The organism is Pseudomonas sp. SCB32 (assembly GCF_009189165.1).
Classification (GTDB): Bacteria; Pseudomonadota; Gammaproteobacteria; order Pseudomonadales; family Pseudomonadaceae; genus Pseudomonas.
This window is the reverse complement of sequence record NZ_CP045118.1, coordinates 3418567-3442804: the sequence shown is the minus strand read 5'-3', so window position 1 is coordinate 3442804 and position 24238 is coordinate 3418567. Positions and strand designations below refer to the sequence as shown.

The window sequence follows — 24238 nt, the reverse complement described above, 5'->3', positions numbered from 1 at the left end:
ACGCCGTACGGGTTCACCGGCAGACCCCGACCTGTTCGTTGGGCAGGCACTTCGGCAGGGCGGGGGCTACGGGTGGCTTATGCAGCGGAGTTTCCCTTTCGGAGCGAGCTTGCTCGCGAACAATGCTCGCCGGGAATTTCCCAGCTGGGCGGTTCGCGAGCAAGCTCGCTCCTACAAGGTGCTCAGGTGCTGCGTAGGATGGCGTGGAGCGAAGCGATACCCATCGACGGGCATCGCCCGATGCATCACGCGCGTTCCGCCGCCTCGCGCGCTTCACGCGCCGTCACCTGCTGGCACAGCTCGATGATCTGCTCGCGCATCCAGCGGTTGGCCGGGTCCTGGTCGGTGCTTTCGTGCCAGTAGAGGTGGGTTTCCAGCTTGGGCACATCGTGTACCGGCAGGTCGACGAAGTGCAGCCCGTGGTGGCGGGCGAAGCGCTCGGGCACGGTCACCACCATGTCGGTCTGCTGCACCACGGTCGATGCCATCAGGTAGTGCTGCGAGCGCAGGGCGATCTTGCGTTGCAGGCCCATCTTGCCCAGCGACAGATCGACGTAGCCCAGGCCACTGCGGCGGCTGGAAATCTGGATGTGCGCCACCGACAGGTACTCTTCCAGGTTCAGCTTGTCCTTGGCCAGTGGATGGCCCTGGCGCATGGCGCAGACGTAGCGATCTTCCATCAGCTTGACGTGACGTACCTGCGGATCGGTGTTCAGCGGCGCGTCCACGGCGAAGTCCAGGCGGCCGGCGGCCAGCTCCTTGGTGGTCTCGCGGCGCTTGGAGAGGAAGCTCTCGATGTGCACGTTCGGCGCCTGGCGGCGCAGGCGCTGGAACAGCGGCGGGAGGATCACGGCCTCGGTGAGGTCGGTCATGCTGATGCGATAGGTCTTGTTCGCCTGGGTGGGCGTGAAGGTGCGGCTCTCCTGCACCGAGATGCGCAGTAGCTGCAGCGCGTTGCGCACCGGCCCGATGATGTTCTGCGCCATGGGGGTGGGCACCATGCCCTGTGCGGTGCGCACGAACAGCGGGTCATTGAAGGTTTCGCGCAGGCGGGCGAGGGCATTGGAGACAGCGGGCTGGGTGATGCCGACGATCTGTCCGGCGCGCGTCAGGTTGGCTTCGGTATAGATCGCGTCGAAGACAATGAACAGGTTCAGGTCGACCTTGCTGAGGTTCATTCCAGGGCTCCGCTTGTATTTGTTCTGAGGCCGATCATACCCGAACCGGCGCACAGGTCCATATGGGTTATGAATGTTCATTGATTCGGATAATAGACTGGGTAAATCCTCGTCGCTGTTCTAGCATCATCACCACGACAAACAACTCGCCGCCAGAAGGTAGCCCCCCATGGATTTCGCTTATTCCGCCAAGGTTCAGGACCTGCGTGAGCGCGTCACCGCGTTCATGGAAGCCTACGTCTATCCCGCCGAGAAGGTGTTCGACGAGCAAGTGGCCCAGGGTGACCGCTGGCAGCCGACGCCGATCATGGAAGAGCTCAAGGCCAAGGCCAGGGCCGAGGGGCTGTGGAACCTGTTCCTGCCCGAGTCCGAGCTGGGCGCTGGCCTGACCAACATGGAATACGCACCGCTGGCCGAAATCATGGGGCGCTCGATGATCGGCTCCGAGCCATTCAACTGCTCCGCGCCGGACACCGGCAACATGGAAGTGCTGGTGCGCTACGGCAGCGAAGAGCACAAGCGCACCTGGCTGGAGCCGTTGCTGCGCGGCGAGATCCGCTCCGCCTTCGCCATGACCGAGCCGGGCGTTGCATCCTCCGATGCCACCAACATGCAGGCCAACGCCGTGCGTGACGGCGATGAGTGGGTCATCAACGGCCGCAAGTGGTGGACCTCCGGCGCCTGCGATCCGCGCTGCAAGATCATGATCTTCATGGGCCTGACCAACCCCGACGCGCCGCGCCACCAACAGCATTCGATGATCCTGGTGCCCACCGATGCCCCCGGCGTGAAGATCCTCCGCCCGCTGCCGGTGTTCGGCTACGACGACGCCCCGCACGGCCACGCCGAAGTGCTCTTCGAGAACGTTCGCGTACCCTATGAGAACGTCCTGCTCGGCGAAGGCCGTGGCTTCGAGATCGCCCAGGGCCGCCTCGGCCCGGGTCGCATCCACCACTGCATGCGGTCCATCGGCATGGCTGAGCGCGCGCTGGAACTGATGTGCAAGCGCGCCGTCAGCCGTACCGCCTTCGGCAAGCCGCTGGCCCGCCTGGGTGGCAATATCGACCTCATCGCCAACTCGCGCATCGAGATCAACCAGGCACGCCTGCTGACCCTCAACGCCGCGTACATGATGGATACCGCCGGCAACAAGATCGCCCAGAGCGAGATCGCCCAGATCAAGGTGGTGGCGCCCAACGTCGCCCTGCAGGTGATCGACCGCGCCATCCAGATGCACGGTGGCGCCGGTGTCTCCAACGACACGCCGCTGGCCTACTTCTACGCCATGCAGCGCACCCTGCGCCTGGCCGACGGTCCGGACGAAGTGCACCGCGCGGCCATCGGCAAGTTCGAAATCGGCAAGTACGTGCCGCGTGACGAGCTGCGCAGCGGCCGCTGATCCCCGGCAGTCATGAAAAAGGCCCGCTGATGCGGGCCTTTTTCTTTTTCAGCGGCGCCCTCTGGGCGCAATCGCGGGCATGGCCCGCTCCTACAGGGGAACGCTGGGTTCACAGGCTGTTGTAGGAGCTGGCCATGCCTGCGACAGCCCTTGCGCTGAAGCATCGAGGACAAATCTTCTCCTACAGGCGAGGTTACGGCTCTGAGGGCTCCGACGTGTCGGTCCTGGCCTGTTCGAGCCACCATTCCCGCCGCGTATGCAACTGGGCGGCGAAGGCGCGCGCGGCGGCCTCATGGGGGAAGCGCAGCGCGCGGCGGCCGAGGCGGACCTGCCAATAGGCCCGGCCGCGAAACTCAACGGCTTCGATCCTCACCTCCAGTGCTTGCATGCACAGTCTCCTGGCTCACGATTTCCAGCGGCTCCTCGCCGGTGCTGCGGGTCTTGATCAACGATAGCAGGATGCCACCGGCGAGCAGACCGAAGGTTACGCCAAGCGACAGGGCCGCGGGAATCTTGCCGATGAAGCCGTGCAGGAAAATCTTTGTGCCAATGAACACCAGCACCAGGGCCAGGGCGTACTTCAGGTAGACGAAGCGGTGGATCATCGCCGCCAGCGAGAAGTACAGGGCGCGCAGGCCGAGGATGGCGAAGATGTTCGAGGTGTAGACGATGAACGGGTCCTGAGTGATGGCGAAGATCGCCGGCACGCTGTCCACCGCGAACACCAGGTCGGCCAGTTCGATCAGGATCAGCGCCAGGAACAGCGGGGTGGCGTAGCGCACCAGTTTGCCCGAGGCGTCCGGCATCCGTACGAAGAAGTGATGCTCGTGGATGGTGTCGGTCATGCGGATGCGCTTGCGCAGGAACCTGAGCACCGGATTGTTGGCCAGGTCCGGCTCGTCCTCATGCTTGGAGAACAGCATCTTCACGCCGCTGAACAGCAGGAAGGCGCCGAACACATACATGATCCACTCGAACTCCTTCACCAGCGCGGCGCCCAGGCCGATCATCAGCGCGCGCATGACGATGGCGCCGAGGATGCCCCAGAACAGGACCTGGTGCTGGTAGCGGCGGGGGATGCCGAAGAAGCCGAAGATCATCGCCATGACGAACACGTTGTCCATCGAGAGCGACTGTTCGACGAGGAAACCGGTGTAGTACTCCACCGCGCGGGTAGCGCCGAACTCGAACCAGACCCAGCCACCGAAGGCCAGGCCGCAGGCGAAGTAACCGGCGGAAAGCACCAGGCTTTCGCGCACGCCGATCTCATGGTGATCGCGTTGCAGAACGCCCAGATCGAGTACGAGCAGAAGAATCACGATGGCCAGGAAGGCCAGCCAGAACCAGGTGGCGGTTCCGAGGAATGGTTCGGTCAAAAAAGCGTGCAGAGCTGTCATGTGGCCCCTCCCTTAGTGTCGTTGTCGAAAAGTGACTCCGACATGGCGGTTGGCAACCGTCAGAGGGGCCCGGCGTCACTGGCGGAAAAATAGCAGAGCGCCGGCTGTAGGCAAGCGAAGGAACGTAACAAGTTCCTACATCCGCACAGACCGGGCGATCAGCACCTGAAAAAGTCCAGGCGCCGATCGCAGTTACGGTCAGTAAACCCAGACTTCGACGCGGCGGTTCTTGACCCGGCCGTCATCGTCGTTGTTGGCCGCAACCGGCAGGGCATCGCCCATGCCGCTGATCTCGCGGAACATCACACCGTCCTTCGCCAGCTCACGGCGCACCGCCATGGCGCGAAGCTTGGAGAGCAGTTCGGCGCGAGCGGGGTCCTGCTTCGGATCGCCAAAGCCGACCAGCACAGCCTGCTTGTTCATCTTGCCGTTCTGCTGCAGGTACGCCAGCAGACGGTCCACGTCGCGCTGGGCCTTGTTATCGAGGGTGGCGCTGCCTTCGCGGAATCGGAAATTCACCGACAGGCGCTGGGCGTCGCGCGCCAGGGTCTGGTACGCCTCGGGCATGCCTGCTCTGGGCGTCATTTTCACCGCTTGCACGCGCTGGCCGACGAAGCCGCTGGCGCTGACCAGCGCCTGGCCCTGGTCACCCTGGGCAAACTGCAGCAGCGCGTGGGCCCAGCGGTTGGACTCCTCGGGTTTCATGTAGAGGAACAGCCGGCGCGAGAGAGGATAGTCCTCGGTTGCGATCAACGTGGCCGACGGCGGCATCGCCTGGGAGTTGCCATCGGCGATGCGCAGCGCCTTGGCTTTCTGGATCGACGACAGGCCGACGAAACCGATGCCTTGCGGGTCCTTGCTCACCTCGGTGGAAAGCTGGTCGCTGGATTCGTAGCGCTGTGCACCGCTGGCCAGCGCCTTGCCGTGGCTGGCCAGTACCAGCTCCTTGAAGGTGTCGAAGGTGCCGGAGTTGTCGTCGCGGGCGTAAAGGTGGATCGCACCGCCGCGGCCGCCGAGCTCCTCCCAGGTTTTCACTTCGCCGGAGAAGATGCGCGCCAGATTGTCGGTGGTCAGTTCGTCCAGGGCGTTCGCCGGATTGACGATGATCGCCAGGCCATCGATGCCGATTACCTGCTCGGCCTTGGCGCTACGCAGGTTTCCCGACGCCGAGAGGCCAGTCGCTTCCGCATCCTTGATCGGTCGCGAGGCTGCCGCCAGTTCGGCGGTGTTGTCCTTGAGGGCGACGAAGCCGGTGCTGGAGCCGTGGGCCGCCAGGTCGACGATGGCTTCCTTGCCGTCAGCGCTGCGACCAACGATGCGCTGTTCGTTTTCAGCCTTGCCCGGCTGGGCGCTGACGCTGGCATAACCCTCGCTGGCCAGCAGCCCCTTGACCAGTTCCGGGAGCAGATGGGCACCGATGGTGTTGGAGCCCTGGATGCGCAACACCGGTTCGCCGCCATGGGATGAGGGCAGGGCAGCGAACGCTTGCCAGGGGAATGCGTAACAGATGAATCCGATGATGAGCCAGGCGATGGTGACTGGCCAGGCTTGGGCATCGCTGGCGCTCGGCTTGTACGACATTGAGCAATTTCCATTTGAGGCATCGATGGCGCGGCAGATTAAGTCGGAATCATTGCATCGATATGACGCTTTGCTTCATTGCAGAGCCGTTGGCGCAGCCTTCGGACATGACCGGTGGATTGTCGGAAGTTTCCGATTTCTGCTCCTTTCGGGCGCAGCTATACAAGCGTCTGTGATGGGAGTTGTGGAGATCGTGATGGACGAGATCGTCGATTTCGCGTCGGTGCTGATGAAGCTGGTGATCATCCTGGCGATCATGCTGGTGGCTGGTTCATTGATCGTACTACCGGATAGGGCCGCAGCATTGGTGCCGTCAATGCTCATGCTCATCGTGCCGTTGTTCGTGCTGACGACGTTGCTGGATCTGGCAGGCATCCTCCGAGGTCGTTCGACGGGCAACTTTCAGTCGAAGCAAACGCGCCAGCCCCGACGTGGCTGAGCCTGCTCGGGTGTGGCGACAGGAGGTTGGTGGGGTGATCGGAAAAATCCCGGGGCGCTTCAGGAAAGCCTGATAACGCCAGCCAATTGACCGAGCGACACTTGCGCCGTTTCCACGCCTCGCTGGAAGGTAATCATGACCCAATCCCATATCGCTTCCAGGCCACTCCCGTCTGGCCCCGGTCATCGCGTCAAGCTGATTCCGCTGGCAGTACACCATGCCTCGGCCACGTGCTGGGGACGTCCCTGGCGCAGGCGCGCGCTGAGTTTGCCTGCAACGCGAGAGTTGACTTTCAAAGGCATAAGACTACCGCCACAGGCTCTGCGGTCGTGGCTGCATCTGCTGGCGAAGACCGGTTTGATGTTCAGGCGGCCTGCCGCCGTTAGCACGCTGATAAAACCAGAGGAACCGGACGCATCCCCGACGATCGCAGGCCTGGGATTCGAGCTGTGCACCGAGATGATTCTGGACTTTGCCCAGGTTGCCCGATTGTCGCGGCAAAGAGTCGCGGATGAGCAGGCGGAAGCTCACTCCGGCGAGACGTCGGATGACTCCGGCCAGGACCAGGAGGTGCCCAGCGTGGCTTCGGAGACTGACTTGAATGAGCCGGTTGAGCTCGGGCTGCCGGATACCGTGCCCCCCGACTCCGTGGATCTGGACTTCCTGCAACACCACTTGGCCAACGCATCCAGCGACGCTGGGAAGGTGCCGGCCGAGCCTGAACTGCCCGGGCTGGTAGGGCTGGTCAAATCACCCGCCACAGCAGCGGAACCGGTCGAGCAGCTCGTAGCGCAAGCGAAGGCATTCCACGAGACACGCGGGGCAGCAGTGCCATCCCTTGTTGTGACGGCTGATCTGGTCACCGCGGACACGGCTGAACAGCCCGTGTCGGAAGGCGTGGAACTCATCCAGCGGCAAGAAGCGGAGATGTCGACCGAAGTGCTGCTGGATGGGGCGGTTGCTGCGGACGTTGTTGAACAGCCCGTATCGCAAGCGATGGAACGGTCTGTGCCACAAGAGACGGAAGTGCCGGTCGCTGTGGCCATGGGCGAAACGGCGTCTGCGGGTGTTGTTGAGCTGCCAGCGGTGGAGTCGATGGCGATCGCCGAGCCGCAAGTGGCAGAGAAGCCAGCCACAGTGTTGATGGACGAGCCGGTAGCCGCGGACGTTGAACAACCCACCTCGCAAGCGATGGAACGGTCTGCGCCGCAAGAGGAGGAGGTGCCGGTCGTTGCGGTGACGGATGAAGCGGCATCTGCGGGTGTTGTTGAGCTGCCAGCGGCGGAATCGATGGCAATCGCCGAGCCGCAAGTGGCAGAGGAGCCAGCCACAGTGTTGATGGACGAGCCGGTAGCTGCGGACAGTGAACAACCCGCCTCGCAAGCGATGGAACTGTCTGTGCCGCAAGAGGAGGAGGTGCCGGTCGTTGCGGTGACGGATGAAGCGGCATCTGCGGGTGTTGTTGAGCTGCCTGCGGCGGAATCGATGGCAGTCGCCGAGCCGCAAGTGGCAGCGGAGCCAGCCACCGCGTTGATGGATGAGCCCGTAGCTGCGGACGTTGTTGATCAGCCCGTTTCGATGGAGATCTCCCCGCATCAACAGGCTGAAGTGCCGAGTGTTGTGGTGCTGGATGAGCCGATATCCGAGGGCGTTGTTGAGCAGTCCGTATCGGAAGCACAGGAACTTCCAGCACCTGCAGCGATGGCGTTCGCCCAGCCGCGAGAGGTGGACGTGCCGAGTATCGACTTGCAATGCGTGATCGCAGAGCAGGATCAAGTGAAGGAATTGGAGATGACCGAGCCCGTCGCACTCGATCAGGCTCAGGGCTCAATTCCCGATGCGGACGCAGCGAGTGCGTATGAGCTCCTTGAGGCGCTTGCATCGAGCCTCGCAGAGGCGAGCCACGCAACAGTAATCGATACAGCTGCGGCGCATGCATCGGACGAGCCGGCATTCGCGCCCGCTGCGCGAACCCAGGACGGCTGGGAGGCAGCCAACAGCAACCTTGAAGCGGCGGTGCTTCAAGGAATCTTGATCCATAAGGAATCTGCAATGACAGAACTGCATGACGTGTTACCTGAAACTGATATGCCGCCGGGCGCCTCCGTTCCGATCACCTCGGCGGAGTTGCAGGAAGTGGCTGCCGCACTGAGCGTGCCTCAGCTCGATGCCGATCCGGATGATGTCCTTTCCGACGTCCAGAGCACGCTCAACTCGCTTGCGGGCATGGCCCAGGGGTTGAGCCAGCAAAAGCAGGCAGCAGGGCGCCTGCAGGAAGAGCTGGACGAGTGGAGCAATCAGTTGCTGGAACGCGAGCGCCTGGCCGGCGACAAGGAGGAGCATCTGCTGCAATTGGAGAGCCATCTGAAGGAGGCCAAGGCCAATCTGGATCGCATGGCGTCCGAGAACACTCGTTTGCTGGCTGAGCGGAGTGAAGCGCTCAAGGATCTGGCCCAGACCGTCGATCTGCGTGACAAGGCAACGGCAAAGCGAGCCGAGTCTATCCAGATCGAACAGCAACGTATCGACGAGCAGTCGGCCAATTTGCGCGCGCGCGCAAGCGAGCTGGACGAGCGTGAAAGTTCGCTCAAGCGCAAGAGCGAGGAGCTCGGAGTACGGCTCAAGCAACTGCAGAGTGCGAAGGACAAGTTCAGCACCATCGTCAAGAGCTTCAACGAGACGGTGCAGTTCAACAGCACCTTGTCCGCCATTTCGAAAACCGTAGTTGAGTGAATTTGCGGGCCAATGCGTAAGGGGAGACGTATTGACCGTTCTTATCGGCTGATGTGCTAGCGCAGATGCGATAGATGGTGCCCGGGACAAGGGAATGTCCTAAACCATCGGGTCCCAGGTTGCGTTCATCGTCGTTTGCAGAATGCTCAACGGAACCCTGTGGGGCCGGCCGGTACAGTGAGAGCCTTTGCTGCACCGAGTCAGGCCCCACCTGTGGTCAGCGAATCGAGGCCTTCGCAACAAGGAGCAATATGGCCCGAATCGTAATCATCGAACCGTCACGGCGCGAATTCATCGCAATCCGTCGGTTCTTGCAGGCCTGCGGCCACCAGTGCGAGCTCCATTTCAAGCTTGCTCGGCAGGCGCTGAGTCAATTGAAGATGGGTGATTGCGACCTGCTGGTGGTGACGCTGGAGTTGCCCGATATTCATGGCATGGAGCTGGTCTCGATGCTCCGTCGTGGTGGTCAGCTCGAAGCGTCTACCCCAGTCCTGGTGTGCTCAAGTCTCGGCACATCGCTGAACATTCAGCGTGCCATTCGAACAGGTGTGTCTGGCTTCCTGCGGATGGATGATCGTCCGGCCTTGATCGGACGTGCCATCGAGACCGTTCTGTCCGGGGGGACTATCTTTCCCGAGCATGCGCGCCTGTCAATCGGGGACGATCCCAGGCTGAAATCTGCGCTGGTGTTCCCCACCCATCTGGTTGCCGTGCTGCATGGCCTGCATCGCGGAAATTCTGTGTCGTCGCTGGCAGAGCTGCTTGCGCTCTCGGGAGCCAGCATTGGGCAGCACAAGCGGCAACTGATGCGGAAGCTTTCGGCCAACACACTGGACGAGCTGTTTCGTATCAGTGAAGAGATCGGCCTGCTATAGCAGCGGCTCCTCCAGCCTCTCTCCGGAACTGATCGTACGGGGCCTTATTTCCCGCAAGTGGCTCGGCGGTTCGCCGCCGCTCACGCCACCGGCCGCCAGCGGATGCAGTTTCCTGCCTGTCATTTGATGGGGTAGCCAAGGAGCCTTGCATAGTTTTCCTTCATCGATGCAGGAGTCCTCTGACATTCCTCATGAGGCGCAGTTGTAAGAATTCGTCCTGCAACCTGCCTTGCACGTCCCAATCACCGGATGAGCGTGGCAGCCCATCGACTCTTCTCATCGGCCTGATTGCCCTTCGACTGGAGACCTGCGACGAGGCGCAATCACCACCTGGCCAGAGGCACTGATCGGAACATCGACCGGTGCGAAGGCTGGGGTGCGGTCGATCACCCTGAGGGTAGGACGTTTCATGACTTCACATGCGAAGCGGTTCGACGGACAGGAGGAGCAAGGCTTCCCTGCCATCACCATCTCCCAGCCGTCCGCACAGACCGCCGTATCTCACTCATCCGGCATGGGCGGGGAGGAAAGCAGTACTCAATCCCTTCTCGTGCATTCCGTGGCCCTTCGTACCCAGGATGCGCCTCGCCCATCTCTTTCGGCGGGCCACATCTCTATTCGCGCAGAGGAGTCGGACATGTCGATCGATTCGTTGTGTACCACTACGGAGAACGCCGTCGAGCATATGCCTCCCGCAGCGCAGGTCGTCGATGCCTTCGAATTGCTTGAAAAGGACCTGGCCGAGCTCGAATCGGCCTGCTCGGGCCTGGGGGCTTCGGATCAGCCGTCCAGCGGGCATTCCGGTACGGCGGCCGATGTCATCTGCCAGGGGCCGTCCGACGTGGAGATATCCGAATCCGAAAGCTTCTCGGCTGACGCCGCAACCACTCTCCTTTCCAGCCAGACTCTTCCCCAATTCTCCCCAAAGGAATTTTCCGCCATGAATGCCCAAGCTCAATTCCAGCAGGAACATGTCAGCACTGATGCCGCCATTGCTCGGGCGTCGGTGGAGTCCGTTGCGGCGGCATTCCAGTCGCCGGAGATGGAAACCGATGGCGTCCTGCACGATGTGCAATCCACCCTCGACTCGCTGGCGGGTATGGCCCAAGGCCTGTCGCAGCAGAAGCTGGAGCTGGTGAATATGCGCGAGGCGCTCGAAGAACGCCGCACCGCAGCGCTGGAACGTGAGCGCCAGCTGGCCGAACGGGAGGAGCGCCTGTGCCAGCAGGAGCAGCGTCTGCAGGAGGAAAAGCACAGCATCGAGCGTGTGGCTGAGCAGAACGCGGCGATCCTCGCCGAACGTAGCAGTGCGCTTCAGGCCCTGGCGGAATCCGTGGAAAGTCGTGACCGTGCAACGTCCAAGCGTGCGGACGTCCTGCAGCAGGAACAGCAGAGCATCGAGCGTCAGCTGAGCCAGGTACGCGCTCGGGCACAGGAGCTGGATGACCGCGAAGTCGGCCTGCAGCGCCAGGGCGCCGACCTGGCCGCACGCTTCAAGCAACTGCTCGACGCCAAGGAACGCTTCGGTGCAATCGTCAAGGGCTTCAACGAGACCGTGCGGTTCAATACCACCTACAGCGCTATCAGCAAGAGCGTTGGCACGGTTGGGGATGAGTCCTGATCCGGCGTAATGCCGAGGTCGGAGTGAAGGACGACAAAGCCCGGTGATACCGGGCTTTGTCGTTTGTCCGGGTTACTTCAGTTGCAGCCAGATCGGCGCGTGGTCCGAGGGCTTTTCCATGCCCCGGATGTCGTAGTCCACGCCGGTGTCGGCGATGCGCTCGCGCAGCGCTTCGGAGGCGAGGATGACGTCGATGCGCAGGCCGCGCTTGGGCTCGTCCTCGAAACCGCGGCTGCGGTAGTCGAACCAGCTGAAGCGGTCGCTCACCTCCGGGTTCTGCAGGCGGAAGCTGTCCACCAGGCCCCAGCCCTTCAGGCGCGCCAGCCACTCGCGCTCTTCCGGCAGGAAGCTGCACTTGCCGGTCTTCAGCCAGCGCTTACGGTTATCCTCGCCGATGCCAATGTCGCAGTCTTCCGGCGAGATGTTGATGTCGCCCATGACCACCAGCGGCTGGCTGGGTTGGAAGCGGGTTTCCAGCAGGTCCTGCAGGTCGGCGTAGAAGCGCTGCTTGGCGGGGAATTTCACCGGGTGCTCGCGGCTTTCGCCCTGCGGGAAGTAGCCGTTCATCACGGTGACGGGATTGCCCTGGGCATCCTTGAAGGTGCCCCAGATGAAGCGGCGTTGTGCGTCTTCGCCATCGCCGGGGAAGCCGCGCTGCAGTTCCAGTGGCTCCTGGCGGGAGAGCAAAGCGACACCGTAGTGGCCTTTCTGCCCGTGGTAGTGCACGTGGTAGCCGAGGGCTTCGACTTCCTCGCGCGGGAACTGGTCGTCGGCGACCTTGGTTTCCTGCAGGCCGATCACATCCGGCTGATGGCGCTCGATGATGGCTTGCAGTTGATGGGGACGTGCGCGCAAGCCGTTGATATTGAAGGAGACGATTTTCATCCTGGACGTCCTGGCAAAAGCATGATGCTAGCCCAATGAGGCCGATTCTGGCGACCCTGGCGAGCCGCTGCTAGTGTTTCGTGGCTGGGCCCGACAACCATAAGAAGCGACCACAAGAAGAGGCGTCCGCATGCCTGACTCGATCGCCGAAGTGCGCCTGCTCGACAGCGGCTATAGCCGCGAAGTCCGCTCGCTGCTGTACCACGCTTACCGCCACGAACCCACCTTCGCCTATCTGTTCGAAGCCGACCGCCCAGGCTTCGACCAGCGCGTGCGCGCCACGGTGCGCGAGCTGACCAACCAGCACTTCCTCGAAGAGCTTCCGGCCATTGGCCTGCTGCGCGAGGACCGCCTGGTGGGTGTGGCGCTGATCGCGCCGCCCCAGCAGCGCCTGGACATCACCGAGAGCTGGGCGTGGCGCATGCGCATGCTGCTCACCACCGGCTTTCGCTGCACCCGTCGTTACCTGGACTACCACGCCGCCGTGCTTGGTTGTCTGCCGCCAGGGCCGTACCACATCCTGCCGCTGATTGGCATTCACCCGGAATTCCAGGGCAAGCACCTGGGTGAGCAGTTGCTCGATGCGCTGCATGCCTGGTGCGCGGAGGAGGGCAGTTCCCAGGGCCTGGTGCTCGACACGGGTAACGCGCGCTACCTGGATTTCTACCGCCGTCACGGCTACGAGGAGTTGGGTGAGGTGGCCTTGGGGCCGATCCGCGAGCACGTGCTGTTCCATCCCAATCCGAGACCGGAAAGCCAGCTGGCCAGCCAGGGCGGCTAGTGCTTTTGAGGACTCCGGCGCTCTGGGATACGGCTTGATCGCCACTTCCCGTGCTAGCATTCCGCGCCATGAGATTTGTCCAAGGATTGCTTGGGCTGCTGCTGTTAATGGCGTTCTGCTTGCAGAGGGCGCTGGCGGCCGAAGCCCATCTCGACGTTCGCATCACGCCTGCCACCCCTGCGCTCAAGGCCAATATCGAGGCCTATGTGGGCAGCCTTGGCGAGCGTGATCAGGCGGCATTGCGGCGCATGCGGCGCACGGCCGAGGAACAGGCACAGAAGGCCGCGCAGGCACTGGGCTACTACCAGGCGCGCATTCGCAGCCGGGTGAGTGACGGGGAGCCTGCGACCCTGCGCCTGAACGTGACACCCGGCGAGCCGGTGCGCCTGCGCAACGTCACCATCCGGGTGGAGGGGCCGGCGGCCCAGCTCAAGAGCTTCCGCGTGCCCGGTGGCGATGCACTCAAACCCGGTGCGCAGCTCAATCACGGTGCCTACGAGGACGCCAAGCGGCTGATCCAGAACCAGGCGTCGCGCTTCGGATTCTTTCGCGGGCAATTCAGCCAGCAGCAGTTGCGGATCGATCCGGTGGCCGGTGCTGCCGACATCGAGCTGGTATATGTCAGCGGACCGCGCTCGACACTCGGCAAGGTCGAATTCAGTGGCGACTATCCGTTCGACGACGAGCTCATGCAACGCATGGTGCCGTTCAAGGACGGCACGCCCTATGACTCCGAGCTGATCGCCGATCTCAATCAGGCGTTGCAGTCCTCCGGCTACTTCGACGGGGTGCGTGTGGACGCGGCGCCGCAGGCCAAGGCCGATTCCGACGTGATTCCGGTCAATGTCCACCTGCAGGTGCGCAAGCCCAGGACCATGGGCCTGGGCCTGGGCTTCTCCACCGACGTCGGGCCGCGCGCCAAGGCGAACTGGACGCGCCACTGGGTCAACCCGCAGGGCCACAGCCTGGGCTTCGAGTCGGAAGTGTCCGCGCCCCGGCAGAACGTCGGCGCCTGGTACGAGATCCCGCTGGACCCGCCGCTGACCGACAAGTTGCGCTTCACCAGTGGTTATCAGAACGAAGACCTGGTGGACACCCAGAGCAAGCTGCTCACGCTGGGCAGCGAATGGCAGCACAAGCTCGACAGCGGCTGGCAGCGGGTGGTGTCGCTGAACTGGCAGCGCGAAGAATACAAACTGGGCGATGACTCGGGCCTGAGCAGTTTCCTCATGCCGGGGATCGGGTACTCGATCCTGGAGGCGGACAACAAGGTCGACCCCAGCCACGGCTATCGCCTGCAGTTCGATGTAAAGGGCGCCAAGCAGGGCTTCCTGGCGGACGCCGACGTCGCCCATGTCAACGCGCTGGCCAAGGGGCTGACCAGCTTCTGGGGCGGCCAGCGCCTGCTCGGGCGTATCCAGCTGGGCGGCATCGCCACCAACGACTACTCCTCGATCCCGCCGTCGCTGCGCTTCTTCGCCGGCGGTGACCAGAGCGTTCGCGGTTATGACTACCAGACACTGTCGCCGAAGAACTCCGAAGGCGACCGCATCGGTGGACGCTACATGGTCGCCGGTAGCGTCGAATACCAGTACCCGATTGCGGAGCGCTGGCGGCTGGCGGCCTTCGTCGACCAGGGCAACGCCTTCAACTCGCTGGACTTCCCTTCAATCAAGACCGGTGTGGGCATCGGCATCCGCTGGGTGTCCCCGGTCGGGCCGTTGCGTCTGGACCTGGCCGACGGCCTCGACGAGGACGGCGGCCTCCGCATTCACTTCTCCATGGGGCCTGAGCTATGAGCCGCGCCGAGTGGATGCGCACACTGCGCTGGCTGCTGGGCGTGCTGCTTGGCCTGATCCTGCTCGCGGTCGCGGGTCTGGCGGCGTTGCTGGGCACCGAAGCGGGCAGCCGGATGGCTCTGCAGCGGGTACCGGGACTGAGGGTAGACGACTTCAGTGGCCGACTGGCCGGCGCCTTCACTGCGAAACATCTGGAGTGGAGCAACGGCACGACCCGCCTGGTGCTCGATGAGCCGGACATCGCCTGGTCGCCGGGCTGCTTGCTGCACATGGCCCTGTGCCTGAATCGCGTGGCGGCTAGTGAGATACGGCTGACCTTGCCGCCGAGCGAGAAGGGCGAGTCTACCGGCCCGGTCCAACTGCCGAGCCTTAACCTGCCGTTGTCGCTGGAGTTGGGCGACGTACGCGTTGGCCGTTTCCTGCTCGATGACCAGGAGCAGCTGCGCGACGCCAACCTGGTAGCGCACTGGGATCAGGAGGGCCTGCATATCGAGTCGGCGAAGCTGGCCCGTGGCGATCTGCACCTGTCGCTGTCCGGCTTGCTCAAGCCCACCCGCGGCTGGCCGTTGCAGGCACAGGGCAGCCTCGATCTTCCGGCCGTGGGCGGCAAGCCCTGGTCGTTGCAGCTGCAGGTCGAGGGTGAGCTGCAGGGCCATCTGAAATTGCAGGCGCAGAGCAGCGGTTACCTCAACGGCACGCTGGAAGGCGATCTGCAACCGTTGGCGGAGAACCTGCCGGCCAAGGCCCAGGTGCTGGCCGATGGGTTCAAGGCGGATGCCTCGCTACCCGATACGCTGACGCTGAATCAGGTCCGCCTGGATGCCGGTGGCGACTTGAAGAATGGCTACCAGATCGCCGGCGCTGCCCTGCTGCCGGCCGAAGACAGTCCGGTGGTACTGACCCTGCGCGGCCGCGTTGATGCCCAGGGTGCGGATATCGCCGCACTCGACCTGAGCGCCGCACAGGCGCAGCGGCTGGGTGTGCAGGGGCGGCTCGACTGGCAGGACGGCTTTGCCGCTGACGCCACGCTCGACTGGCTGGATTTCCCCTGGCGGCGCCTGTACCCGGCCATCGAGGAGCCGCCGGTGAGCGTGCACAGCCTCAAGGCTGAAGTGCAGTACCGCGACGGTGCCTACCTGGGCAACTTTGACGCCGCGCTGAACGGCCCGGCGGGTGCGTTCACCCTGGCCAGCCCGGTTTCCGGCAATCTCTCGGAAGTCTTCCTGCCGTCGCTGCAGCTGGTGGCGGGGCAGGGCAAGGCGGAGGGGCATGTGAAAGTCGGCTTTACCGACACTGTCAGCTGGGATGCCGCACTGGACCTGCGCGACTTCGATCCCGCCTACTGGCTGAAGGAAATGCCGGGCCGCTTGGGTGGTCCGCTGCGCAGCCAGGGCTCGCTCAAGGGCGGCAGCCTGAACCTGTCCGCGAACCTCGACCTGCAAGGGCGCCTGCGCGGCCAGCCGGCGCTGCTCAAGGCCCGCGCCGAGGGCGCCGGGCAGGCCTGGAAGGCGGACGAGCTGACCCTGCAACTGGGCGACAACCGCATCACCGGCCAGGCTGCACTGGACCAGCGTCTCTCCGGGCGGCTGGATCTCGCCCTCAATCAGCTGGGGCAGCTATGGCCGCAGTTGGCGGGCCAGCTGGGTGGGCGGCTCGACCTGGCGGGCACCTTGCAGACGCCGCAAGGCCAGCTGGCGTTGAATGGTCAGCGCGTTGCCTATGGCGGCCAGAGCCTGCGCACCCTGGTCGCGGAGGCGAAACTGGACGCCGCCCAGCGTGGCCGTCTGGACGTGCAGGTACAGGGCCTGCGCAGCGGCGACACGCGTCTGGGCACGCTCAAGCTCGAAGGCAGCGGCGACCGCCAGCGCCAACAGCTCACGCTGAACCTGCAAGGCAAACCGTTGGTTCTCGAATTGGGCCTGGACGGCACCTGGAACGGTCGCGACTGGCGCGGCCGACTGGCGCAAGGCGACATCCAGAGCGGTGGGCAGGACTGGCGCCTGCAGCAGCCGGCGAAGCTGGAGCGGCTGGCCGATGGCCGGCTGAACCTGGGCGCGCATTGCTGGGCGTCGGGCCCGGCCAGCCTGTGTGCCGAAGACCAGCGCCTGATGCCTGACCCGCGCCTGCGCCTGCACCTGCGCCAGTTCCCGCTGGACAGCCTGGCGCGCTGGCTGCCCGAGGACTTCGCCTGGCGCGGCCAGCTGGATGGCGACGTGCAACTGGACCTGCCGGCCAGCGGCCCCAATGGTTCGATCCTGCTCAATGCCGGCAGCGGTACGCTGCGCCTGAAGGAGCAGGACGACTGGGTCGACTTCCCCTACCAGAGCCTGCAACTGGAAAGCCGCCTGACGCCCCGGCGCATCGATACCAGCCTGCAGTTCCATGGCGAGAAGCTGGGCACCCTGGATGCCCAGGTACAGCTTGACCCACGACCAAAATCCAAGCCCCTGACCGGCAGCTTCAGCCTCGACGGGCTGGACCTGTCCATTGCGCGGCCTTTCGTCTCGGCGGTGGAAACCCTCAAGGGGCGGCTCCACGGTAATGGACGGATTTCCGGCGGGCTGTTGGCGCCCCGCGTGGACGGCGAGTTGCGTCTGGTCGATGGCGAGGTGTCCGGTGGCGATCTGCCGACCCGCCTGGAGCAGTTGCAGGTGCAGGCACGCATCGCCGGCGAGCAGGTCGACCTGAGCGGCCACTGGACGGCGGGGAAGCAAGGCAACGGCAACCTGTCCGGGCGGATCGCCTGGAATGAGGCGCTGAAAGTGGACCTGAACGTACGCGGCAACCGTCTGCCAGTGACGGTCGAGCCGTACGCCGAGCTGGAGGTTGAGCCTGACCTGGCGATCCGTATGGCAGGCGAGGGCCTGGCCATTTCCGGCAAGGTACAGGTGCCCCGTGGCGCGATCACCATCCGCCAACTACCGCCGTCGACGGTGAAGGTCTCGGACGACACCGTGATCGTCGGTCAGAAGCAGGAGCAGAAGGCCGCCACCTCGCTGCACATGGACGTCGATGTGGTCGTCGGCGAGGACAAGCTGACCTTTTCCGGCTTTGGCCTGAACGCGGAGCTGGCTGGCCAGGTGCACGTGGGCGACAACCTGGATACCCGTGGCGAGCTGCGCCTGAACAAGGGTCGCTATCGCGCCTACGGACAGAAACTGACGATCCGCCGTGCCCGCTTGTTGTTCGCCGGTCCCATTGACCAGCCGTACCTGGACATCGAGGCGATCCGCAAGGTCGATGACGTGATCGCCGGTCTGCGCCTCACCGGCAGTGCCGACCAGCCGCGCAGCGAGGTGTTCTCGGAGCCTGCAATGAGCCAGCAGCAGGCCCTGTCCTACCTGGTGCTGGGCCGGCCGATGAGTACCGGCGAGGACAGCAACATGATGGGCGAGGCGGCACTGGCCCTGGGTCTTGCCGGTAGCGCGCCGCTCACTGGCGAGGTCGCGCAGAAGCTGGGTATCCAGGACTTCCAGCTGGATACCGAAGGCACCGGCAACAGTACCAGCGTGGTCGCCAGCGGCCAGCTCTCCGACAAGCTCAGCCTGCGCTATGGCGTAGGGGTGTTTGAGCCGGCGAATACCATCGCCTTGCGCTACCTGCTGAGCAAGAAAGTCTATCTGGAGGCGGCCAGCGGGTTGGCCAGTTCGCTGGATATCTTCTACAAGCGCGATTTCTGAGGCGCCAGACGTCGTGCAGGCAGGATGAGTCTGGGCGGGGCTGGCTTGCCGGCAGCCCCCTCCGTAACCCTGAGGGCCACGCACGGCAAGGGCTCGCCGCCGGTCTTCATTGGTCCTTAAGAATGGCCCTACAGACTTCCTTTGCCGCCGATTGCCCGGCGGGACTGGGGAGTCAACATGCGCCTGGATCGCTTCAGGACACACTTGCTGGAATTCATCAACAAGGGCTTTCCGGCCCGACAGTTGCGCCGTCCCGCCGCGCGCGACCTGCTGCGTGGGGCCGCAGCGGGGCGACAGGCTTCCGCGCCGGTGGCCAGGAGCCTGCTCGAGTGGTCGGTACTGGAGCCCCAGTCCGCGCTCGATCGCCTGGGCAGCCGCCGTGAAGGTCTCAGCGAGACGGAGGCCGAGGAGCGACGCCTGCGCGAGGGGTTGAACGAGGTGGAACAGGAGCGCCCGATCGGCGCCTGGCTGCACCTCTGGTATTGCTACTGCAACCCCTTCAACCTGCTGCTGAGCGTATTGGCGGCGATCTCCTGGCTGACCGAGGACGCCGAGGCCGCCGTGGTGATCGGCAGCATGGTGGTGATTTCCACCTTGCTGCGCTTCGTCCAGGAAAAGCGCTCGAACCGCGCCGCCGAGCGGCTCAAGGCGATGGTCAGTAACACCGCCACGGTGTTTCGCAGCCCGGATGGCGAAGGCCTGCCGCGCCGCGAGGAAGTGCCGATCCGCCAGCTGGTGCCCGGGGATGTACTGTGGCTCTCGGCTGGCGACATGGTGCCGGCGGATGTCCGGCTGCTCAGCGCCAAGGACCTGTTCGTCGGCCAGGCGACGCTCACCGGCGAATCGCTGCCGGTGGAGAAGTTCGCCCAACTGCGCGATGCCCGTCAGGGCAATCCCCTGGAGCGCGACAATCTCTGCTTCATGGGGACCAACGTCATCAGCGGCTCGGCGCAGGCCGTGGTGGTGGGCACCGGGACGCGGACCTACTTCGGTTCGTTGGCCGAGCGGGTGATCGCGGCGGCGCCGGCGACCACCGCATTCCAGACCGGGGTGAACAGGATCAGCTGGTTGCTGATCCGCTTCATGCTGGTGATGGCACCGCTGGTGCTGCTGATCAACGGCTTTACCAAGGGCGACTGGCTGCAGGCGGCGCTGTTCGCACTGTCCGTGGCGGTGGGCCTGACTCCGGAAATGCTTCCGATGATCGTCACCTCGACCCTGGCCAAGGGCGCGGTGGCGCTGAGCCGGCGCAAGGTCATCGTCAAGCGCCTGGACGCCATCCAGAACTTCGGTGCGATGGACATCCTCTGCACCGACAAGACCGGCACCCTGACCCAGGACCGCGTCGTGCTGGAGCGTCACACCGACGCCTTCGGCCAGGTCCAGGACCGCGTCCTGCAACTGGCCTTCCTCAACAGCCACCACCAGACGGGGCTGAAGAACCTGCTGGACGTGGCCGTGCTCGAGCATGTCGAGTTGCGCCGTGCGTTGCGGGTGGACAGCCGCTACCGCAAGGTCGACGAGATTCCCTTCGACTTCGCTCGCCGGCGCATGTCGGTGGTGGTCCGCGAGCCTGACGATTACCACCTGCTGATCTGCAAGGGCGCGCTGGAGGAGGTACTGGACGTCTGCGTCTCGGTGGAAGCGGGCGACTCCGTAGTGCCGCTGGACGGCGAGCGCCTGGCCAGCATCCGTGCGGTGGCCGAGGCCCTGAACCAGGAGGGCCTGCGCGTGGTGGCGGTGGCGACCCGCGAGCTGCCGCCGGAGCGTGATGGCTATGGCGTGGTCGACGAGACGGGGCTGTGCCTGGCCGGCTACATCGCCTTCCTCGATCCTCCGAAGGAAACTACCGCGCCAGCGCTGCGTGCGCTGGCGGAAAACGGCGTGGCAGTGAAAGTGCTGACCGGCGACAACGAGCGGGTCAGCCTGAAGGTCTGCCGCGACGTTGGCCTGCCGGTGCAGGGCGTGCTCCTTGGCCCCCAGCTGGACAGCCTGGACGACGTGACGCTGGGCGAGCTGGCCGAGCACGCCACGCTGTTCGCCAAGCTCACCCCTGGCCACAAGGAGCGCCTGGTGCGCGTGCTGCGCGAGCGCGGGCACGTGGTGGGTTTCCTTGGCGATGGCATCAACGACGCCCCGGCGCTGCGTACGGCGGACATCGGTATCTCGGTGGACTCGGCGGTGGACATCGCCAAGGAAGCCGCCGACCTGATCCTGCTGGAAAAGAGCCTGCTGGTACTGGAAGAGGGGGTGATCGAAGGCCGCCGGACCTTCGCCAACATGCTCAAGTACATCCGCATGACCGCCAGCTCCAATTTCGGCAACGTCTTCAGCGTGCTGGTGGCCAGCGCCTTCATTCCTTTCCTGCCGATGCTGCCGTTGCAACTGCTGGTGCAGAATCTGCTGTACGACCTGTCGCAGATCGCCATTCCCTTCGACAACGTCGATGACGAGCAGCTGCGCCGCCCCCAGCAGTGGAACCCAGGAGGGCTGGGGCGCTTCATGGTGTTCTTCGGGCCGATCAGCTCGCTGTTCGACATTGCCACCTTCCTGGTCCTGTGGTTCGCCCTGGATGCCAATGCACCCCAGCACCAGGCGCTGTTCCAGTCGGGCTGGTTCGTCGAGGGGCTGATCTCGCAGCTGCTGGTGGTTCACATGATCCGCACGCGGCGCATTCCCTTCCTGCAGAGCCGCGCGGCCTGGCCGCTGCTGGGGATGACCCTGGCGATCGTTGCCTTGGCGCTGTTCCTGCCCATGGGACCACTGGCTCATTCGTTCCGCATGCAGGCCTTGCCGCTGGCCTATTGGCCGTGGCTGGTGGGCATCCTGCTGGGGTACATGGTGCTGACCCAGGCCGTGAAGGGCTGGTTTGCACGGCGCTACGGCTGGGATCGCAGCGAGCGGACGCACCCGCGGGAGCCGCTGGCACTGGGCGAGCGCGCGGATTCCGGCACGGTCTGATTCAAGCGCCGGCAGTTTCAGGCAAGCCTGCGCAGGACCAGGCAAACCGCTTGGCGCATTGTTCGCGTATCGTCGCGGCGCGTGCCGGGCTAAGCGCCTAGGCTGAATCGATCCGTGCCGGGGCCAGCAGGCGCCGGCCACTCCATCACCCGCGGAAGAGGTGAAGTCGCCGATGATTACCCTGAACCTCAATGGCAAGGACCATGAATTCGATGCGCCTGGCGAGATGCCGCTGCTCTGGGCCCTGCGCGATGTCGCCGGGCTGACTGGCACCAAGTACGGCTGCGGCATGGCGTTGTGCGGCGCCTGCACGGTGCACATCGATGGCCAGCCGACACGCTCCTGCGTCACGCCGTTGTCGGCGGTGACGGGCAAGAAGGTCACCACCATCGAAGCGGTGAGCGAACAGCCCGCCGGCAAGGCCGTCCAGGATGCCTGGCGGCGGCTGGACGTGGTGCAGTGCGGTTACTGCCAGTCCGGGCAGATCATGTCGGCCACCGCGCTGCTGGCCGCCAACAAGGCGCCCAGCGACGCCGACATCGATACCGCCATGAGCGGCAACATCTGTCGCTGCGGCACCTATGCGCGGATTCGCGCCGCCATCCACGACGCCGCCAAGACCCTGGCCTGAGGAGCACCGACATGCTCGATACCCGCATCGATCAGGATGAGGCGCAGTCGCGCGGCATCCTCAACCTCAGCCGCCGGCATTTCCTTCGTGGCGCCGGCGGCCTGGCCCTGGGCATTTATTTCGCGCCGTTGCTCGCGCGCATCGGCGATGCGCAAGCGGCCGGCGACTTCGAACCCGACGCGTTTGTACGCATTGCCCCGGACGGCACGGTGACGGTGATCGCCAAGCACGTGGAAATGGGGCAGGGCAGCTACACCGGTCTTGCCACGCTGGTGGCCGAGGAGCTGGATGCCGACTGGGCCCAGGTGCGCGTGGAGGGCGCGCCGGTTGACGCCAAGCGTTACGCCAACCTGGCCTTCGGCATCCAGGGCACTGGCGGCAGCACAGCGCTGGCCAACTCCTTCGAACAACTGCGCAAGGCCGGCGCCAGCGCCCGCGCCATGCTGGTGGGCGCCGCCGCCGAACAGTGGCAGGTACCCGCCGCGCAGATCGACGTGCATGACGGCGTGGTGACCCACGCTGCCTCCGGGCACAAGGCCAGCTTCGGCGAACTGGCTGAGGCGGCGGCCAGGCAACCGGTGTCCGCCGAGGTGAAGCTGAAGGAGCCGAAGGACTTCAAGCTGATCGGCCAGGCGAAGCTGGCGCGCATCGACAGCCACGGCAAGACCGACGGTTCGGCGCTGTTCACCCAGGACATCCAGCTGCCGGACCTGCTGGTGGCGGTCGTCGCCCACCCACCGCGTTTCGGCGGGGTGCCGGCCAAGGTCGATGCGAGCAAGGCCAAGGCGGTGCCGGGTGTGGTCGCGGTGGTGCAGTTCCCCGGCAGCGAGCGGCGCTTCGCCGGTGTCGCGGTGCTGGCGAAGAACACCTGGGCGGCGCGCCAGGGCCGCGATGCCTTGCAGGTCGAGTGGGACGAGAGCAAGGCCTTCAGGATGGGCAGCAAGGAAATCTTCGCCCAGTACCGCGAGATGGCCGGCAAGCCCGGCCTGGTGGCGCGCAGTGAGGGGGATGTCGACAAGGTCCTGAAGCAGCCGCCGGCCAAGGTCATCGAGGCGGAGTACGAGTTTCCGTTCCTGGCGCACGCGGCGATGGAACCGTTGAACTGCGTGGTCCAGCTCAAGGACGACGGCGGTTGCCAGATCTGGAATGGCGAGCAGTGGCAGACCGCCGACCAGGCGGCAGTGGCGCAGTTGCTGGGCGTTGCGCCGGAGCAGGTGTCGATCACCCAGTTGTATGCCGGCGGCAGCTTCGGCCGGCGCGCCAATCCTCACTCGGACTACGTGCTGGAGGCGGCGGCCATCGCCAAGGCAGCCCGCGAGCAGGGCATCAAGGCCCCGGTGAAAATGGTCTGGACCCGCGAGGACGACATGCGCGGCGGCTACTACCGTCCGGCGTTCCTGCATCGCGCGCGGCTGGCGCTGGATGCCTCGGGCAACCTGGTGGGGTGGGAACAACGGCTGGTCGGGCAGTCCTTCATCGTCGGTACCCCCTTCGAGAAGGTCATGGTGAAGGACGGTATCGACAAGATCGCCGTGGAAGGTGCGGATGACCTGCCGTACGCCGTACCCAACCTGCGCATCGAGCAGGCCCTGGCCCAGAACGTCACGGTACCGACCCAGTGGTGGCGCTCGGTAGGGCATACCCATACGGCGTTCTCCACCGAGACGCTGATCGACGAGGCCGCCATCGCCGCAGGCAAGGACCCGTACGCGTTCCGCCATGCGTTGCTGAAGGATCATCCCCGGCATCGCGGCGTACTGGAGCTGGCGGCACAACGGGCCAACTGGCAGGCGCCGCTGACCAAGGGCGCCGAGGGCGAGCAGCGTGGCCGGGGCATCGCCGTGCATGAGTCATTCGGCAGCTTTGTGGCCCAGGTGGTGGAGGTGACGGTCAAGGCGGACCACAGCTTCAAGGTGGACCGCGTGGTCTGCGCGGTGGACTGTGGCCTGGCGATCAACCCGGACGTGATCAAGGCGCAGATGGAAGGCGGTATCGGCTTCGCGCTGTCGGCGGCGTTGCACAGCGCCATCACCCTCACGGACGGGAAGGTGGACCAGTCCAACTTCCATGACTTCCAGGTCCTGCGCATCAACGAGATGCCCGCGGTGGAGGTGCATATCGTGCCTTCGGCGGTACCGCCCACCGGCGTCGGCGAACCCGGCGTGCCGCCCTTGGCGCCGGCACTGGCCAACGCGCTGTTCGCCGCTACGGGCAAGCGCATTCGCAGCCTGCCGATCGGCATTCAGCTGCAGGTGTGAGTCGGGACTGGCTGGAGCGG

16 protein-coding genes are annotated in these 24238 nt (G+C 64.7%); 11 read left to right on the top strand and 5 right to left on the bottom strand.

The genetic code is table 11. The features are described 5' to 3' along the window. Positions 1–245: 245 nt before the first annotated feature. The gene (locus GA645_RS15780; RefSeq protein ID WP_152223956.1) at positions 246–1178 is read right to left on the bottom strand and encodes a LysR family transcriptional regulator; all 933 of its coding nucleotides are present in this window, start codon (positions 1176–1178) and stop codon (positions 246–248) included. 169 nt (positions 1179–1347) lie between these two features. Between GA645_RS15780 and GA645_RS15775 the strand changes: the two genes are divergently transcribed. Beyond that, positions 1348–2577 carry an acyl-CoA dehydrogenase gene (locus tag GA645_RS15775; RefSeq protein WP_152223955.1) on the top strand — a complete coding sequence of 410 codons (1230 nt, stop codon included), beginning with the start codon at positions 1348–1350 and terminating at the stop codon, positions 2575–2577. 193 nt (positions 2578–2770) lie between these two features. Here the strand turns inward: GA645_RS15775 and GA645_RS15770 are convergent, their stop codons facing one another. From GA645_RS15770 to GA645_RS15760, 3 genes are all read right to left on the bottom strand, one after another. Then, complete coding sequence (locus tag GA645_RS15770) at positions 2771–2965, bottom strand: hypothetical protein (RefSeq protein WP_152223954.1); 195 nt, start codon at positions 2963–2965, stop codon at positions 2771–2773. Beyond that, positions 2931–3974, bottom strand: a complete 1044-nt coding sequence (locus GA645_RS15765; RefSeq protein WP_152223953.1) for a TerC family protein — start codon at positions 3972–3974, stop codon at positions 2931–2933. Before GA645_RS15765 ends, GA645_RS15770 begins: the two co-directional genes overlap by 35 nt. A 198-nt stretch (positions 3975–4172) precedes the next feature. Beyond that, positions 4173–5555, bottom strand: coding sequence for a substrate-binding domain-containing protein (locus GA645_RS15760; protein ID WP_152223952.1), 1383 nt, complete (start codon positions 5553–5555; stop codon positions 4173–4175). 196 nt (positions 5556–5751) lie between these two features. Here GA645_RS15760 and GA645_RS15755 point away from each other — a divergent pair, with 196 nt between their 5' ends. The 4 genes from GA645_RS15755 to GA645_RS15740 all read left to right on the top strand — a co-directional run bounded on the left by GA645_RS15755 (position 5752) and on the right by GA645_RS15740 (position 11223). Further along, on the top strand, positions 5752–5994 hold the full coding sequence (locus GA645_RS15755) for a hypothetical protein (protein ID WP_152223951.1): 243 nt from the start codon (positions 5752–5754) through the stop codon (positions 5992–5994). A 135-nt stretch (positions 5995–6129) separates the two neighbouring features. Continuing rightward, complete coding sequence (locus GA645_RS15750) at positions 6130–8727, top strand: hypothetical protein (RefSeq protein WP_152223950.1); 2598 nt, start codon at positions 6130–6132, stop codon at positions 8725–8727. 251 nt (positions 8728–8978) lie between these two features. Next, complete coding sequence (locus tag GA645_RS15745; protein ID WP_152223949.1) at positions 8979–9602, top strand: response regulator transcription factor; 624 nt, start codon at positions 8979–8981, stop codon at positions 9600–9602. Between the two features lie 409 nt (positions 9603–10011). Then, positions 10012–11223 carry a hypothetical protein gene (locus tag GA645_RS15740; RefSeq protein WP_152223948.1) on the top strand — a complete coding sequence of 404 codons (1212 nt, stop codon included), beginning with the start codon at positions 10012–10014 and terminating at the stop codon, positions 11221–11223. Positions 11224–11295: 72 nt separating this feature from the next. Here GA645_RS15740 and xthA read toward each other — a convergent pair whose 3' ends face one another. Next, a complete protein-coding gene (xthA, locus tag GA645_RS15735; protein ID WP_152223947.1) occupies positions 11296–12108 on the bottom strand; it encodes an exodeoxyribonuclease III in 813 nt (270 codons plus the stop codon). A gap of 130 nt (positions 12109–12238) precedes the next feature. Between xthA and GA645_RS15730 the strand changes: the two genes are divergently transcribed. From GA645_RS15730 to GA645_RS15705, 6 genes are all read left to right on the top strand, one after another. Next, positions 12239–12889 carry an N-acetyltransferase gene (locus GA645_RS15730; protein ID WP_152223946.1) on the top strand — a complete coding sequence of 217 codons (651 nt, stop codon included), beginning with the start codon at positions 12239–12241 and terminating at the stop codon, positions 12887–12889. A gap of 68 nt (positions 12890–12957) precedes the next feature. Further along, complete coding sequence (locus GA645_RS15725; RefSeq protein ID WP_372239758.1) at positions 12958–14688, top strand: autotransporter assembly complex family protein; 1731 nt, start codon at positions 12958–12960, stop codon at positions 14686–14688. A 14-nt stretch (positions 14689–14702) separates the two neighbouring features. Beyond that, positions 14703–18368 carry a translocation/assembly module TamB domain-containing protein gene (locus tag GA645_RS15720; RefSeq protein ID WP_178119629.1) on the top strand — a complete coding sequence of 1222 codons (3666 nt, stop codon included), beginning with the start codon at positions 14703–14705 and terminating at the stop codon, positions 18366–18368. A 177-nt stretch (positions 18369–18545) separates the two neighbouring features. Continuing rightward, on the top strand, positions 18546–21329 hold the full coding sequence (mgtA, locus tag GA645_RS15715; RefSeq protein ID WP_152223944.1) for a magnesium-translocating P-type ATPase: 2784 nt from the start codon (positions 18546–18548) through the stop codon (positions 21327–21329). Positions 21330–21501: 172 nt separating this feature from the next. Further along, a complete protein-coding gene (locus tag GA645_RS15710) occupies positions 21502–21960 on the top strand; it encodes a (2Fe-2S)-binding protein (RefSeq protein ID WP_152223943.1) in 459 nt (152 codons plus the stop codon). Positions 21961–21971: 11 nt separating this feature from the next. Next, entirely contained in the window at positions 21972–24218 is a 2247-nt protein-coding gene (locus GA645_RS15705; protein WP_152223942.1) for a xanthine dehydrogenase family protein molybdopterin-binding subunit, read from the top strand. Positions 24219–24238 lie beyond the last annotated feature (20 nt).